A 15,429-nucleotide genomic window follows, 5' to 3' on the forward strand; every position below is an offset into this window, starting at 1 on the left:
GGTTCTCGGGGCACGCGGCGCGAGATCGGTCGCTCAGACCGAGTCTCGGGCTCGCCCCGCCGAGACCCGGGGCGCGACCGCCGGACGGGCCGGCACCAGCTTCAGGCCGACGACGCAGCCGACGATCCCGGCGATGAACAGCACGCGCAGCACGGTGACGGGCTCGGCGCCGGTGGCCATGCCCCACAGCACCGTGAGCGCCGCTCCGGCGCCGGTCCACACGGCGTACGCGGTGCTGATCGGGATGTGCTTGAGCACGTAGCCGAACGCGCCCAGGCTGACCACGATCGTGATCGCGAACACGATCGTCGGGCCGGGCCGGGTGAAGCCGTCGCTCTCGCCGAGGGCGGTCGCCCACACGGTCTCGAGCGTGGCGCTGACGAACAGGACGATCCAGGCCACCTCAGCTCACCACCTTGAGGCCGACGACGCAGGCGACCAGGCCGAACACGAGGCCGAGTCGTGCGAGCGACGCGGCTTCCTGCCGGCGCAGGATCGACACGACGACCGTCAGCGAGGCGCCGATGCCCACCCAGACGGCGTAGGCGGTGCCGACCGGGATCGACTTCATCGCGAACGCGAGCCCGACCATGCTCAGCGCCATGCCGGCGATGAACACGATCGTCGGCACGACCTTCTTGAAGCCGTTCGAGGCGCTCAGTGCGGTGGCCCAGACGGCCTCGAGCACGCCGCTCAGCACGAGGATGACCCATGCCATGACGATGTTCCCTTCGTTCGTTCGGTCGCATAGTCGCACGACTGTACGACAATGACCTCGACGGTAGCACGGGTTCGTACGACTGTGCGAGTATGGCGTGGTGGCCAGGAGCATGGACGTCGAGCAGCGGCGCCGCACCGTGTCCGAAGCCGCGTGCCGGGTGCTCGCCCGCGACGGACTGGGGGCGCTCAGCGTCCGGAACGTCGCGGCAGAGGCCGGACTGCCGCCGAGCACCGTCCGCTACACCTTCCCGACCCAGGCGAGCGTCCGGTCGCACGCGCTCGAGCTCGTGTTCGACGCGACCGCGGCCCGGATCGACGCCGTGCCCGCGGACCTGCGGAGCACGGCGTACGCGCACGCGGTCCTGCTCGAGCTCCTGCCCCTCGACGAGGAGCGACGCATCGAGCTCGACGTCTACCTGGGCCTCGGCACGGCAGCGCTGACCGACACTGAGCTCCGGCCGTTCCACGACCGGGTCGTCGACGAGATGCGGGAGTGGTGCGGGCGGATCCTGCGGGCGCTCGGGGTGCCGGACGCCGACGTGCCCTACGAGACCCGGCGGCTGCACGCCCTGGTGGACGGGCTCGCGATGCACATCGTGCGGGTCGATCCCGGGGGCGACGCCTCGTGGGCGATCGACACGCTCGACCGGCACGTGGCGGGCATCGCCCGGGTCTGACTGCGGCCCGCTGCGCTCGCACGGTGCGCAGGCGGCCGCGCGGACCGCCACGCAGCACGCGTCGCCTATCCTTTCCGGGTGACGACGACCACGCCGCCGCAGCAGCGCTCCGCTCCCGTTCCCTGACGGGCCCGGGCCTCGTGCTGCTCACCGTCGTCGTGCTCCTGGGGATCCGGCTGCTGTCCCCGAGCATCGGGACCGCGGGCCTGCCGGACGTCGTGCAGGACTTCCTGACGCTGGCGATCAGCGTCGTGGTCGAGTCCCTGCCGTTCGTGGTGCTCGGCATCGTGCTGTCGATCGTCGTCGAGGTGTGGGTGCCCGTCGGTGCGCTCGAGAAGGTCCTGCCGCAGAACGCCTTCGGCCGCCGCGCCGTGATCTCGCTGATCGGCATGCTGTTCCCGGTGTGCGAGTGCGGGAACGTGCCACTCGCCCGCGGCCTGATGATGCGCGGGTTCACCCCTGCCGAGGCCGTCACGTTCCTGGTCGCCGCCCCCATCCTCAACCCGCTCGTGATCATCAGCACGGCGCAGGCGTTCGGCTGGTCCGGCTGGATCCTGCCGGTCCGGATCGTCGGCGGCTTCGTGATCGCGAACCTGGTCGGCTGGATCGTCGCCGCGCACCGCCGCCCGGCCGACCTGCTGCTGCCCGCGTTCGAGGCCCGGTGCCGCGCTGCGATCGGCGCACCACGGAGCCGGAACCGTTGGCGGGAGAGCGCCGCGCAGTTCGGCGGCGAGACCGCGACGATGATGCCGGCCCTGTTCGTCGGCGCCGGCCTGGCCGCGGCGATCCAGGTCGCCGTGCCCCGTTCCACGCTCGTCGCGATCGGCTCGAACCCGGTGCTGTCCGTCGCGGCGATGATGCTGCTCGCGATGACGGTGTCGCTCTGCTCGAACGTCGACGCGTTCTTCGCGCTGTCGTTCGCCTCGACGTTCTTGCCCGGGTCGATCACGGCCTTCCTGATCATCGGGCCGATCATCGACGTGAAGATGATCGCCCTGCTCCGCACGACGTTCCGGGTCCGGTTCCTGGTGCTGCTCGCCGTCGTGTGCGTGCTGTTCGCCGGCGCCGTGGGATTGGTGATGAATGTCCTCGTCTGACGCACGCAGCAGCAACGCCCCGGCCTACCTCGGGCTCGGGTCCGTGCTCGCGGTCGCCCTGTGCACGCTCTGGCTCGCGCTGGTCGGGCACCTCGACCTGTACATCAACCCGCGGTACTCGGTGTTCACGATCGTGCTCGCCGCCGTCGCGGTGCCCGCCTCGGTCGCGGGCCTGGTGGTCATCGCGCGCGGCCACGGCCACACGCACGGTGACGAAGCGGATGAGCACGAGCCGGACCACGACCACGGGCGGCGCGGGCCCGGCCGTGGTCGCGCTGTCCGCCTCGCCCTCGGCGGGGCTGCCGCGATCGTCACGGTCGGGGTCACCGTGTCGATGCTGGTCCTGCCCCCGACGACGCTGTCCGCCCGCACCGCGCAGCAGCGGAGCGTGGACTCGGCGACCCTGTCGAACGCGACCGGCTCCGAGGCGGCGGTCTCCCTGCTCGGCAGCGAGGGGGTCGACACCTCGGAGTACGGCGTCAAGGACTGGGCGGCGCTGATCCGGCAGACCACCGACACCACGGCACTGGTCGGCAAGCAGGTGCGGCTGTCCGGCTTCGTGGTGCCGGGCGAGGGCGGCTCGTTCACCCTCACCCGCTTCGTGATCAGCTGCTGCGCCGTCGACGCCCAGCCCGTCGGCCTCGGCGTGGTGACCGATGACGCCGACGGCTCCGCACCCGACGAGGGGCAGTGGGTCACGGTGACCGGCGCACTCGCGGCGAACCCGGACCAGTCCGCCGACGCCCGCATCGTCATCAAGGCCGCGAAGGTCACCGAGATCGCGCAGCCGAAGGACCCGTATGAGTACTGAGCGCACCGACCGCCGCCCGGTCACGCGCCGGTTCCACCGCCGGTACCTCGCCGTCGTGCTCGTCCTGGCGGTCGTCGCCGCGCTCGCCGCCGTCGTCGGGTCGCAGCAGGGGCCGCGCCTGCGCGACGTGTCGTACGACGCCACCGGTCTGGTGTCCCGTCCGGCGCAGCGGGTGATCCTGACGGCGAACCAGGCACTGCAGCAGGTGTCCGCCGCCGACGTCCGCGTCACCCCGGCGGCCGCGCACACCGTGACCTCGAGCGGCAACACGATCGCGGTCGAGTTCGCCGGACCACTGGCCTACGACCGCGACTACACCGTGACCGTCGCGAACGTCCGGGCTCCGGGGCAGCGTGCCACCGCGGACCTGACCGCCGCGATCCGGACCGGCAGCACCGACGTCCTCGCCCTCGTGCCGGGAGCCGACGGCGCGAAGGACCGCATCGTGCGCCGCTCCCTCGACGCCGGCGGTGCGACGACCGTGTACCAGGGCGCCGACATCTCGGAGTACGCCCGGCTCGGACGGTCCCTGGTGGTGGTCAGCGGCAGCGACGCGAGCTCCTCGGTCGACGTGGTCGCGCTGTCCGGCGGGGTGCAGGACCCGGACGCTCCTGTCGAGCACCTCACCCTGCCGTCCTCGCAGGGCCGGGTCACCGCGCTGCACGTCGCCGACGACGCGGCCTCGTTCGGGTTCGAGTACGCCGACACGTCCACCGGGCAGTCGCGGAACACCGGTCTGTACGTGGTCGACATGACGGGCACGCACCTGCCCACCGCGATCGCCGAGGACGGGAAGCCGCAGACGGGCGCCGTGCCGATGACGGTCGGGCAGTGGGCCTACGTGCCCCGGACCGAGAGCGCCCTGGTGCGGACGGGCAGCGACGACCTGGTGCTCGTCGACATGAGCGGCCGCGCCGACCCCGTCCGGCTCGGCAGCGCCACGTACCTGCACGGGTTCGTCGGCTCGGGCACCACGGCGGTGGTCGAGACCGGCACGGGCATCGAGGGCCTCGACCTGACCGACGGCGCGAAGACGGCGCTGCGGGCGCCGGCCGCGAGCACCGACGCGGCGGTGCTCGGCCGCATCGCCCCGTTGACGGACGACACGTACCTGCGCGTGCTGGGGGACGTGCGGTCGGACGGGACCGTCTCGGCACGGATCGTGCGCGTGGACGGTGGGCGGGCCTCCCGGCTGCCGGTGACCATCCCCGACGACGCGAGCGTCACGGCGGTCTGCCCGTCCCCGAACGGCCAGTTCGTCGCGGTCGCGACGAAGTCGGCGACCGACGAGCTGGTGAGCATCGTCGACGCGACCTCCGGTGCGCTCGAGGCGAGCATCGACGCGGGTTCCGTCGACTGGTGCGGCGCGCTGCCGTCCGGCGACGAGGTCGGCTGACGGCCCGACGGACAGACGGACAGGAGGCCCGGTACCAGCTGGTACCGGGCCTCCCTGTCATGCAGGTGGTGACGACTATGCCAGCGTGGCCGCGTCGATCACGAAGCGGTAGCGGACGTCCGAGGACAGCACGCGCTCGTAGGCCTCGTTGATCTGGTCGGCGCCGATGAGCTCGGTCTCCGGCAGGATGTCGTGCTCGGCGCAGAAGTCCAGCATCTCCTGGGTCTCGCGGATGCCGCCGATGGCGGACCCGGCCCAGCTGAGCCGGCGCGGGATCAGGGCGAACGCCGGGACCTCGAGCGGCTCGGACGGAGCACCGACGTTGACGAGCGTGCCGTCGACCTTGAGCAGGCCGAGGTACGAGCCCATCGGGATCTTCGCCGACACGGTGTTGATGATGAGCTCGAAGGAGTTCGCGAGCTTTTCGAACGTCTCCGGGTCCTTCGTCGCGTAGTGGGCCTTCGCGCCGTAGCGGAGCGAGTCGGCTTCCTTCGAGGTGGTCTGCGACAGGACGGTGACCTCGGCGCCCAGGGCGACGGCGATCTTGACGGCCATGTGGCCGAGGCCGCCCATGCCGATGACGGCGACCTTCGTGCCGGGGCCGGCCTTCCAGTGGTGCAGCGGCGAGTAGGTGGTGATGCCGGCGCAGAGCAGCGGCGCGACCTTCTCGATGTCGAGCGACTCAGGGACGCGGAGGACGAAGTCCTCGTTCACGACGATCGCCTGCGAGTAGCCGCCCTGGGTGATCGAGCCGTCGGCCGGGTCGACGCTCGTGTACGTGCCGATGTTGCCCTTGAGGCAGTACTGCTCCTCGCCGGCGACGCAGTTCTCGCGCTCGCCGCAGGAGTTGACCATGCAGCCGACGCCGACGCGGTCGCCGACCTGGTGCTTGGTGACGTTCTCGCCGACGGCGGAGACGTGGCCGACGATCTCGTGGCCGACGACCTGCGGGTACTGGATCTGGCCCCACTCCCCGCGGACGGTGTGGATGTCCGAGTGGCAGATGCCGGCGTAGGCGATGTCGATCTCGACGTCGTTCGCTCCGACGTCACGACGGGTGATGGTGGTCTTGACGAGCGGCTCGGTCGCTGACGGTGCCGCGTACGCGTTGACGGTGCGCAATGATCTCCTCGTGGGGGTGCGTTGCGGGCCGGTTCCGGCCCGGAACCAGTCTGATGGAGCGCGCCACAGCGTGGGAGGTTCCAATGGGGCTCCCCAGCGCGGGAATCGGAGTGGTCAGGCCAGCCGTGCGAGGCGCTGGCCCGCGATCGTGGCGAAGCGCAGCGGGTCGGCCAAGGCGTCGTGCGGTTCCCCGGTGGTCTGCGTGGCGAGGACGGTGAGCGAGGCGGCTGCGGCGTAGTCGTCGAGCGAGGCCTCGATCGCGCCGGCGACGAGCATCGACCGGGCCCCGGGTGCGTGCGTCGCCGTGAGCGACCGCACCACCGACGGGACCTTGCCGGCGGCGGACTGCCCGTCGTACCGGCCCTCGCCGCTGATCACGACGTCGGCGCCGTCGAGTCGGTCGGCCAGCCCGAGGACCTCGGCGACACCGTCCGCGCCGCGGGCCAGGGTCGCACCCCAGGCGAGCAGGCCGAAGCCGACGCCGCCCGCGGCGCCGGCGCCGGGCGTGGCCGGGTCAACGTCTGGGAACCGTGCGGCCCAGGCGGCCAGCTGCTCGTCGAAGAATGCGACCCGCGAGGGCTCGATCCCCTTCTGCAGCCCGAACACGGCAGCCGCGCCGGTCGGGCCGAGCAGGGAGAGGTCACGTCGGTCAGCACGGTGACGCCGAGCGGCGGCAGGGCACGCAGCGCGTCGTGGTCGGCGTCGTACCCGAGCGCCTCGAGCACGGGCCGGCCGCCGTCGGTCGAGGCGCTGCCGCCGATGCCGAGCACGAGCCCCGTGGCGCCGGCGTCGAGCGCGGCGGCGATCGCCTCGCCGAACCCCGGCTCGTCGCGGTGTCCGGCAGGAGTTCGTCGAGCAGCGGCAGACCACTCGTCGCCGCGAGCTCCACCACCGCACGGCCGTCGGGCAGCATGAGCCACCACGTCTCGACGGGAGTGCCGGCGGGACCGGTCACGGTGACGGGGACCCGGACCGCACCGGGGACCGCGGTCGCCGAACGCCTCGAGGGTGCCCTCGCCGCCGTCGGCCATCGGCACGAGCACCACGTCGTCGTCGGGGCGTTCGGTCAGCCAGCCGTCGCGGACCGCCTGGGCGACGGACGCCGCGGTCGCGGTGCCCTTGAACGAGTCCGGAGCCACCACGATGCGCACGGGACCACCGTAGCGGGGAGACGGCGACACGTGCTGGACAAGGTAGGCAAGGCTCACCTAAGTTAACGGTTAGGTGAGGCTCACCCTAACTTCACGAACCAGCACTCGGGATCATCTCCATGTCGTCACTCCGTCGCGCCCTCACGGCCGCAGCGTCCGCCCTCGTCGTCCTCGCCGTGGCGACCGGCTGCTCGGGCGGCGGCACCGGCACCGCGGGGGCGACCCAGGCGGCGGGTCGCGGGACGAGCGCGACGGACCCGGCCGCGAGCCTCCAGGCCATCGCCCCGGTGACCGACGCGAAGGACGTGACCGGCGAGCGCACCGCGACCCTGGCGACGGACCTGCCGCCGACGGCGAGCACGGTCGACGAGCCCGAGCTGCCCGTCACCGTCACCGACAACCAGGACACCGAGGTGACCGTCACGAGCGCGGACCGGATCCTCGCGCTCGACATCTCCGGCACGCTGTCGTCCACCGTGTACGGCCTCGGCCTGGGGGACCACCTGGTCGGACGGGACGTCTCGACCGGCTTCTCGGGCACCGAGGACCTGCCGCTCGTCACCCAGAACGGCCACGAACTCTCCGCCGAGGCGATCCTCGCGCTCCGCCCGACGGTGCTGCTGACCGACACCTCGCTCGGACCGTGGGACGTCGTGCTGCAGATCCGGAAGGCCGGCGTCCCCGTCGTCGTCCTGGACCCGCACCGGGACACCACGAACACCGACGCGATCATCGAGCAGGTCGCGACCGCGCTCGGCGTCCCGGCGACCGGCGACCGCCTGGCCGCCGAGGTGCACGCGCAGGAGCAGGCCGTCGCCGCGCAGGTGGCCCGGATCGCGCCGTCGGCTCGGGCCGACAAGCTGAAGATGGTGTTCCTGTACGTGCGGGGGAACGCCGGGATCTACTACCTGTTCGGCGGCGAGTCCGGCGCCGACTCGCTCATCGATGCCGTCGGCGGGCGGGACGTCGCGACGGAACAGGACTGGACGGGCATGCGTCCCGTCAACGCCGAGGCGCTCGTCGCGATGCAGCCGGACCTCGTCATCATGATGACCAAGGGCCTCGAGTCCGTCGACGGCGTCGACGGACTGCTCCAGCAGGTCCCCGCGATCGCGAAGACGCCCGCGGGCGAGCACCGCCGCATCGTGGACATGGCCGACACGACGGTGATGAGCTTCGGGCCGCGCACCCCCGAGATCGTGGCCGCGTTGGCAGCGGCGATCTACGGTCCGGCGGACCCTCGTGACCGTCCGGGAGGAACGGATCGCGCCCGCCACGCACGTCCCCGCCGCACCGGCGGTCACGTCCAGGTCGCGGGTCGGCCGCATCGCACTGCTCACCACCGGGCTCGTGGTGGCGCTCGTCGTCGCGACGCTCGTGTCGGCGAGCGTCGGGCAGCTCGGGATCTCGCCCGCCGAGGTGCTCCGGACCGTGGGCCGGTCGCTCGGCCTGCCCGTGGACGGTCCCGCCGACGACCTCGTCACCCAGGCGCTGTGGACGATCCGGTTCCCGCGGGTCGTGATGGCGCTGCTGATCGGAGCCGCGCTCGCCGCAGCCGGTGTGCTCATGCAGGCCGTGTTCGCGAACCCCCTGGCCGACCCCGGCGTCGTCGGTGTGTCCGGCGGCGCGGCGTTCGAAGCCTGCGCCTCGATCGTGTTCGGGCTGCAGTTCGCCGGGTACTGGACGACGCCGCTGATGGCCTTCGCCGCTGGCCTGGTCGCGACGCTGCTCGTCTACGGGCTGTCCCGTGCCGGTGGCCGCACCGAGGTCGTCACGCTCCTGCTCACCGGCATCGCCGTGAACGCGTTCACCGGGGCCGGGCTCGCCTTCCTCACGTTCCTCGGCGACCAGCAGGCGCGCGAGCAGATCGTGTTCTGGCAGCTCGGGTCCCTGAACGGCTCGATGTGGGACCAGGCCGCAGCGATCGCCCCCGTCATCGGTGCGGGCCTCGTCGGCGCCGTCGTGCTGACGCGCTCGCTCGACCTGCTCGCCCTCGGCGACCGGGCCGCGCGGCACGTCGGGGTGCGGGTCGAGGCCGTCCGGGTCGTCGCGATCGTGGTGGTCGCCCTGCTCGTCGGCGCAGCGGTCGCGTTCGCCGGCATCATCGCGTTCGTCGGGCTCGTCGTCCCGCACCTGATGCGGATGGTCATCGGCCCGGCGCACGGCCCGCTGCTGCTCGTCTCGACGCTCGGCGGCGCCCTGCTCCTGACGATCGCCGACCTGCTCGCGCGCACCCTGGTGCCGTACGCGGACCTGCCGATCGGCATGCTGACCTCGCTCGTCGGCGGTCCCTTCTTCTTCTGGCTCCTCCGCCGCGCGCGCCGACGGTCGGGAGGCTGGGCATGACCGAGACGAGCGCTGTCGGCGCCGTGGTCGCCTCCGGGATCGGCGTCGTCATCGACGGGCGACCGCTGCTCACGGACGTCGACCTGACGGTGCGCGCGGGCGAGGTCCTGGCGCTCGTCGGTCCGAACGGTGCCGGCAAGTCGACCCTGCTCCGGGCGATCGCCGGTGACCTCGCGCACAGCGGCACGGTCGCGATCGACGGCGTGCGCACCGGCGGCGAAGCACCGCTCGCCACCGCTCGTCGGCGCGCCGTGCTCGAGCAGGACACCGCCGTGGCCTTCGGGTTCCGCGTCGGCGAGGTCGTCCGGATGGGCCGTGCTCCGTGGCGGGGGACCCCGCGCGCGGTCGACGACGACACCGTGGTCGCGCGGGTGCTCGACCAGGTCGAACTCGCCGACCGGATCGACCAGGCGTTCCCCTCGTTGTCGGGCGGGGAGCGCGCCCGGGCCTCGTTCGCCCGGGTCCTGGCGCAGTCGACCCCGGTGCTGCTGCTCGACGAACCGACCGCCGCCCTCGACCTGCGACACCAGGAGGCCGTGCTGGCCGTCGCCCGTGCGCACGCCCGGGCCGGTGGTGCCGTCGTCGTGGTGCTCCACGACCTGAGCCTCGCCGGGGCGTACGCCGACCGCGTCGCCATGCTCGCCGGCGGCCGGATCGTCGCCGACGGCACCCCGATCGACGTCCTGACCGCCGACCGCATCGGCACCGTCTACCGGCACCCGGTCACCGTCGTGCCCGACCCGAACACCGGTACGCCCGTCGTCGTGCCGTCCCGAACCCTCCAGGAGGCCTCCTCGTGACCACCCGCACCCGCCCGCTGCGGCTCGCGCTCGCCGGACTGCTCGTCGCGCTCGGTGCCGGGGGCGCCGCCCTGGTGGGCGTCGCCCCAGCATCGGCAGCCGGCCGTGTCAGCGTCGCGATCGAGGGCACCCCGCGGTCACGAACCAGGTCGACTCGACCTACCTGACGACGCTGCGACTGCGTGGTTCCGGGTTCCAGGGCATCAAGAACGGGTACGGCGGCATCTACGTGGCGTTCGGCACCGTGAACGGCACCTGGCAGCCGAGCAAGGGCGGGGCGACGGGCGCGGACTACAGCTACGTGCCCGACGACGAGTCCAACCCCACCGGGTACCTCGACTTCGTGGCCTTCGAGGGCAGCACCACCGCATCGGCGGCGAACGGCGGCACGGTCGACTCCGCCACGGGCACCTGGTCCGCGACCCTCAAGGTCCCCGGTTCGACGTTCCAGGCGCTCGACCGGAACGGCGCCGCGAAGACCGTCGACTGCAGGGTCGTGCAGTGCGGGATCATCACGATCGGCGCGCACGGCGTCGCGAACGCGAACAACGAGTCGTTCACACCCGTCTCCGTGCAGAACCTGTACGGCAGCGGCGGCACGCTGGCCGGCGGCGGTACCAGGGCGACCACCGGGCAGACGCCGGCCGACACGACGGACGCGGGCAGTGCCTCCCGTCCGTCCGCCGAGCCGTCGTCCGAGGCGAGCGCCGACACCCGCGCGACCACGAAGCCATCCGCGCGATCGGCGAAGCCGACTGCCACCGCCGGAGCCGACCGCGTCGGCGACCCCCACCACGCCGACCGGGGCGACTCCCTCGTCGGCCGCGGCTGCCGACGGCTCCTCGGGCGGGATCGACCCGGGCGTGCTGCGGATCGTCCTCGGCGGCCTGTCCGCGCTCGTCGTGGCCGTCGCGGCGCTCGTCGTCTTCGCGATCGTGCACTCCCGTCGCACCGCACGACGCACCGCGACCGACGTCGCGCCGTAGGACCACCGGACCCGGGTGCTCACAGGGGGCGCCCACATCGAGAGGGAAACACGAACATGACACGAATCGCACGCTCGTTCGGGATCACGCTGGCGGCAGGGGTCGCCGCGGTCGGCATCGCCGTCCTGCCCGCGGTCAGCGCGTCCGCGGCCACCGCGGTCACGAACGACTACGGCGCCAGCCTGTCCGTCAGCGGTCCGGCCTCGGTCGTGACCGACGGCTCGGGGGCGCTCCACGGCGTCTCGGACGGCACCGTCACGGTCACCGGCAGCGGCTTCGACGGGAACGCGCAGGGGCGCGGCTTCGGCGTCTACGTCGTCTACGGGCCCAAGCAGGCGGACTACGCCACCAACTCCGGCTGGTTCGGCTCCGCCCAGTGGGTGTCGAAGAGCGCCTTCACGGCCGGCGGCGGCTTCACCACGACGATCGACGTCGCGAAGTCCTACACCGCGGACCCGCACCACACCGGCGACGCGGCCGCCACCGTCAGCTGCGACTACGACGCCACGAAGACCGCGACCGCCAACGCGGCGCTCGGGCAGTACGAGTGCTTCGTCCAGACGTTCTCGGCGCACGGCGTCGCGAACAACCCGGTCGACCTCGACGAGGTCCAGGTCCCCGTCACCTGGTGACCCACGCGGTGCCCCGGGTCCGCCCGGGGCACCGTCTCCCACGCGCACCACCCCGACCCGAGGAACCGATGCACACCCAGACCAGACCGGCCCGTCGCCTCCGCGCGCTCAGCGCCACCGTCGCCGCGATCATCGGCCTGACCGCGGCCATCGCCGGCACCGTGCCCACCGCGGCGACCGCCGCCTCGGGTCCGAGCACGTCCGTCACGGGCGGCACGCTCGACTGGGGGTTCAAGCAGTCGTTCCGGAACTACGTGCCGGCCGCAGGGCAGTCGGTGTCCGGCGGTGCGTCGAGGAACGCCGACGGCACGTTCCGGTTCACCGCATCGGGCGGCAGCTACGACCCCGCCACGCGGAAGCTCACCGTCACGGGTTCCGGTGCCGCGGTGTTCGATTACCGGGCACACACGTTCGTCATCTCGCTGCGCGACCCGGCGATCGAGCTCACGCCGACCACCGGCACCCTGACGGCCGGGGTCGACGTGCGGCTGGTGGACCCGACGACCGGTGCCACGACGTCCGACCCGGGGACGAAGCGCATCGCGTTCGCGACGATCGACGTCACCAAGGGCACCCGATCGGTCACCGACGGGGCGTACTCGTGGACCGGTCTGCCCACCACGATCACCGCGGCGGGTGCAGCGGCCTTCGCAGCCGACGTCACCGGCGGCGGCAACCCGACGCAGTTCTACGCCGCGGGCACCGCGCTGGACCCGCTCTCGGTCGCCGTGACGGGCGACTGGGCTGCCGAGGGGACGGACGGTGACGGCGGCGCCGACGGCGACCAGGGGTTCAGCGACCCCGGCGTCCAGGGACTCGTGAGCACCGGCGTGCAGACCACGGTCGGTGACAGCACGATCGGCCGGGTCACCACGGTGGTGCGGGACGCCGCGCGCGCCTGACCGTCGTGCAGGTACCGGCTGCCGGAACCGCCAAGGCGAGTTACCTCGTCGTGGACGACGACGGCAAGCGCGTCGCCGGGCCGATCGACCCCGGTGTCGCCACCTCGAAGCCGAGCGTCGACCCGTCGACCGGGAACATCGTCGCGACCGCGTCGTTGCCCGCCGCGGAGTTCGGCGGCACCGGCGCGAACGTCCAGGGCTACGTCGTCGTCGTGCGCGGCACGGACGCCGCGTACCGGGACGTCGTGCACGTGAAGCCCTCCGTCGCGGTGCCCGCCGCGAAGGCGTTCGCGATCGACCCCGCCGACGGCTCGATCGTCGCGCAGGTCGCCCCGGCCGCGAACAGCGGGTCCGCGGGGCTGCTGCGGGTGGCCGCCGTCGGGGCGGGTGCCGGATCCGGTTCTGGTTCCGGTGCTGACTCTGGCGCTGGTTCGGGTTCGGGTTCTGGTGCTGACTCTGGCGCTGGTTCCGGTTCTGGTTCTGGTTCGGATGCGGTGTCCGAGGTCGGCACCAGCCCCGCTGGCGGGACCGTCCGCGCCGTCACCCGCACGGCCACCCTGATCGGCTCGGTCACCGGGACGATCTCCTCGGTCGGCGTCGACTGGGCCGGCAAGCGCGCCGTCGTCTTCGACCAGGCCGCCGCGCTCGCCCGCGTCGTCGCCCTCGACACCGGAGCCTCGGTCGCCGACGTGTCGATCGGCGCCACCGCGACGTCCGGGGCCGCCGGCGGGACCGTCGTCGACTCCCGGGGCCGGGCGTGGTGGAGCAACGACGGCGACGCCACCCTCCGAGCTGTGTCGCTGCGCGGGACCCCGGCTGTGACGACCTCGATCGACCGGGTCGGCGGTGCCGCGTACCTGGCCGTCGACGAGTCCGCGAAGCGCCTCTGGGTGTCGGCCGCCGGCAGCACCGACACCGGCAACGTCGTCCGCGCGTACGCGATCGACGGCAGCGCCGCGCCCACGCTCGGTGCCGAGTACACGCCCGGCACCAGCTACACCGGCGACCCGATCGTGGTCGCTGCCGACGGCCGCGCGGTGGTCGGCGTCGTGAACGCCGCGACCGACGCCGCCGACCAGGGGCTCCGCACGTTCCGGGTCGTGACCACCCCGACCGTCACGGCGCAGCCAGCCGACGTCGCCGTGACGCTGACCGGTGCGACCACCGGAACCGACGGCAGCACGACCCCCGCCACGCCGCAGCAGGTGTCCTTCGCGGTCACCACGACCGGGACCCCGACGCCCACCGTGCAGTGGCAGCAGCACACCCCGTCCGGCTGGGCCGACCTGCAGGACGGTCCCTCGGTTGCCGGCGCGACGACCAGCACACTCCGCATCACCGCCACCGAGGGGCTGAACGGCGACCGGTACCGCGCGGTCGCCACGAACGTCCTCGGTGCGACCGTCGTCGGTCGGGTCGCTTCGGACACCGCGACCCTGCGCGTCACCGTGCAGGCGCCGACGAACCCGGGTGGCGGGAACGGCGGCGGCGGGTCGACCGTCGTCGGCGCGGACGGGTCGATCACCGGGGCGGAGAACGCTCGGGGCGCCTCGACGAACGTGCGGCCGGCCACCGGACTCTCGACCGCCGCGGCGGGCTCGAAGCTCACCGTGACGGGCTCGGGCTTCACGAAGAACACGAACGGCTCCGGGCTGTACGTGCTGTTCGGGTACGTCACGAAGCACCCGAGCGCCGGGGGAGCGGCCGGCGCGGGCTACGACTACGTCCCCGGGTCCGGCGGCACCGGGCAGGACGGCCAGGGCTTCGTCGCCTGGCCCGACAACACCGGCACCGGCGCCGCGGCGACCGCGAAGCTCAGCGGCACGAAGAACGCCGGCTTCACGCAGGGCGGCGTCATCGCGCGCTCCACGTTCACCGGCCAGTCGACCAAGCGCGTCGACTGCCTGTCCGGGGCCGTGCAGTGCGGTGTCCTCACCATCGGTGCGCACGGCGCCGCCGACGCCGCGCTCGAGACCTTCACGCCGGTGTACTTCGCCGGACAGACGGTCCCCGGCACCCTGCCGACCGGTCCGAACACGGGTGGTGGCAACGGCGGCACGGTCATCCAGCCGCCCGTCGTGCAGCTGCCGCCGGCCGCCACCGCACCGACCATCACGAACGCCTCGGACACGGCGCCGACGGCCGCGCCGATCGCCGCGCCGACCGCTGTGCCGCGGAACACCGCCGCCCAGCCCCGGAACAGCGCGAAGGCACCCTCGGCCGCCGAGCCACCCACGGCCCCCGCCGCGGACTCCGACGAGCTGGCACGCAAGATCGACGCCGGCGACATCCCCACCGTCGCGGCCGCCGACGCCGGGATCCCCGACGAGGTCACCGCCGGTGACCAGTTCGAGCTCCGCCTGCCGTGGACGGGCGACGACGAGGGCGGGAGCGTGTGGACCTACTCCGAACCGGTGCAGGGCGACGACTTCGCCGTCGAGGACGCCACGGCCACCGCCTCGGTCGACACCACCGGACTGGAGGGCGGCGACCACCACGTCGTGCTCGTCGGTGACCAGGGAACGGTCGTCGCGGTGCCGTTCACCGTGGTCGACGGCGTCGGAGCGGTCGCCCAGTCGGCCGACTCCGGAGCCGGGTCCGTCACGGCGGCGGCAGACGGCGGCGCAGGCGGCGGGATGACCACCGAGACCCTGCTGCTCGTGGTGATCGGGTTCCTCGGCGGGCTCGTGGTGCTCGCGATCGGCCTGGTCGTGCTGCTGCTGACCGGGGTGCTGCAGGTTCGGACGCGTCGGAAGCCGGTGGTGGCATCGGCTGCGGCGGGCGTCTGA

At 73.0% G+C, this 15,429-nt stretch carries 14 protein-coding genes and 2 pseudogenes; 11 read left to right on the forward strand and 5 right to left on the reverse strand.

Translation table 11 applies throughout. From position 1 onward, the window contains the following. Window positions 1-33: 33 nt before the first annotated feature. Window positions 34-402 (reverse strand): DMT family transporter, encoded by a 369-nt coding sequence (locus ACZZ0J_RS14745; RefSeq protein ID WP_463437516.1) that lies wholly within the window; start codon window positions 400-402, stop codon window positions 34-36. Window position 403: 1 nt separating this feature from the next. Then, window positions 404-718: a DMT family transporter gene (locus ACZZ0J_RS14750; protein WP_123293830.1), complete on the reverse strand. Its 315-nt coding sequence runs from the start codon at window positions 716-718 to the stop codon at window positions 404-406. A gap of 100 nt (window positions 719-818) precedes the next feature. Here ACZZ0J_RS14750 and ACZZ0J_RS14755 point away from each other — a divergent pair, with 100 nt between their 5' ends. The 4 genes from ACZZ0J_RS14755 (at window position 819) to ACZZ0J_RS14770 (ending at window position 4,701) form a co-directional block, all read left to right on the forward strand. Next, window positions 819-1,397 (forward strand): TetR/AcrR family transcriptional regulator, encoded by a 579-nt coding sequence (locus ACZZ0J_RS14755; RefSeq protein ID WP_463437517.1) that lies wholly within the window; start codon window positions 819-821, stop codon window positions 1,395-1,397. A gap of 140 nt (window positions 1,398-1,537) precedes the next feature. Further along, window positions 1,538-2,494 (forward strand): permease, encoded by a 957-nt coding sequence (locus tag ACZZ0J_RS14760; protein WP_463437518.1) that lies wholly within the window; start codon window positions 1,538-1,540, stop codon window positions 2,492-2,494. Beyond that, window positions 2,481-3,305 (forward strand): TIGR03943 family putative permease subunit, encoded by an 825-nt coding sequence (locus tag ACZZ0J_RS14765; RefSeq protein ID WP_463437519.1) that lies wholly within the window; start codon window positions 2,481-2,483, stop codon window positions 3,303-3,305. The genes ACZZ0J_RS14760 and ACZZ0J_RS14765 overlap by 14 nt, the downstream gene beginning before the upstream one ends. Continuing rightward, window positions 3,295-4,701, forward strand: coding sequence for a hypothetical protein (locus ACZZ0J_RS14770; RefSeq protein WP_463437520.1), 1,407 nt, complete (start codon window positions 3,295-3,297; stop codon window positions 4,699-4,701). The genes ACZZ0J_RS14765 and ACZZ0J_RS14770 overlap by 11 nt, the downstream gene beginning before the upstream one ends. A gap of 75 nt (window positions 4,702-4,776) precedes the next feature. Here the strand turns inward: ACZZ0J_RS14770 and ACZZ0J_RS14775 are convergent, their stop codons facing one another. From ACZZ0J_RS14775 to ACZZ0J_RS14785, 3 genes and pseudogenes are all read right to left on the reverse strand, one after another. Beyond that, window positions 4,777-5,823, reverse strand: a complete 1,047-nt coding sequence (locus tag ACZZ0J_RS14775) for an NAD(P)-dependent alcohol dehydrogenase (RefSeq protein WP_463437521.1) — start codon at window positions 5,821-5,823, stop codon at window positions 4,777-4,779. 114 nt (window positions 5,824-5,937) lie between these two features. Next, window positions 5,938-6,429 carry a glycerate kinase gene (locus ACZZ0J_RS14780; protein WP_463437522.1) on the reverse strand — a complete coding sequence of 164 codons (492 nt, stop codon included), beginning with the start codon at window positions 6,427-6,429 and terminating at the stop codon, window positions 5,938-5,940. Between the two features lie 125 nt (window positions 6,430-6,554). Further along, window positions 6,555-7,031: pseudogene (locus ACZZ0J_RS14785) on the reverse strand (glycerate kinase); the annotation flags it as partial. 62 nt (window positions 7,032-7,093) lie between these two features. Between ACZZ0J_RS14785 and ACZZ0J_RS14790 the strand changes: the two are divergent. The 7 genes and pseudogenes from ACZZ0J_RS14790 to ACZZ0J_RS14820 form a co-directional block, all read left to right on the forward strand. Continuing rightward, window positions 7,094-8,071, forward strand: a pseudogene (locus ACZZ0J_RS14790) (heme/hemin ABC transporter substrate-binding protein); the annotation flags it as partial. 145 nt (window positions 8,072-8,216) lie between these two features. Next, the gene (locus tag ACZZ0J_RS14795; RefSeq protein ID WP_463437523.1) at window positions 8,217-9,320 is read left to right on the forward strand and encodes a FecCD family ABC transporter permease; all 1,104 of its coding nucleotides are present in this window, start codon (window positions 8,217-8,219) and stop codon (window positions 9,318-9,320) included. Beyond that, the gene (locus ACZZ0J_RS14800) at window positions 9,317-10,120 is read left to right on the forward strand and encodes a heme ABC transporter ATP-binding protein (RefSeq protein WP_463438197.1); all 804 of its coding nucleotides are present in this window, start codon (window positions 9,317-9,319) and stop codon (window positions 10,118-10,120) included. The genes ACZZ0J_RS14795 and ACZZ0J_RS14800 overlap by 4 nt, the downstream gene beginning before the upstream one ends. Then, window positions 10,117-10,287 carry a hypothetical protein gene (locus ACZZ0J_RS14805; RefSeq protein ID WP_463437524.1) on the forward strand — a complete coding sequence of 57 codons (171 nt, stop codon included), beginning with the start codon at window positions 10,117-10,119 and terminating at the stop codon, window positions 10,285-10,287. The genes ACZZ0J_RS14800 and ACZZ0J_RS14805 overlap by 4 nt, the downstream gene beginning before the upstream one ends. Before the next feature lie 62 nt (window positions 10,288-10,349). After that, window positions 10,350-11,738 (forward strand): hypothetical protein, encoded by a 1,389-nt coding sequence (locus ACZZ0J_RS14810; protein ID WP_463437525.1) that lies wholly within the window; start codon window positions 10,350-10,352, stop codon window positions 11,736-11,738. A gap of 68 nt (window positions 11,739-11,806) precedes the next feature. Beyond that, on the forward strand, window positions 11,807-12,640 hold the full coding sequence (locus ACZZ0J_RS14815; RefSeq protein WP_463437526.1) for an HtaA domain-containing protein: 834 nt from the start codon (window positions 11,807-11,809) through the stop codon (window positions 12,638-12,640). Between the two features lie 5 nt (window positions 12,641-12,645). Continuing rightward, window positions 12,646-15,429, forward strand: coding sequence for a hypothetical protein (locus ACZZ0J_RS14820; RefSeq protein WP_463437527.1), 2,784 nt, complete (start codon window positions 12,646-12,648; stop codon window positions 15,427-15,429).

This window comes from Curtobacterium sp. AC272 (assembly GCF_979258155.1).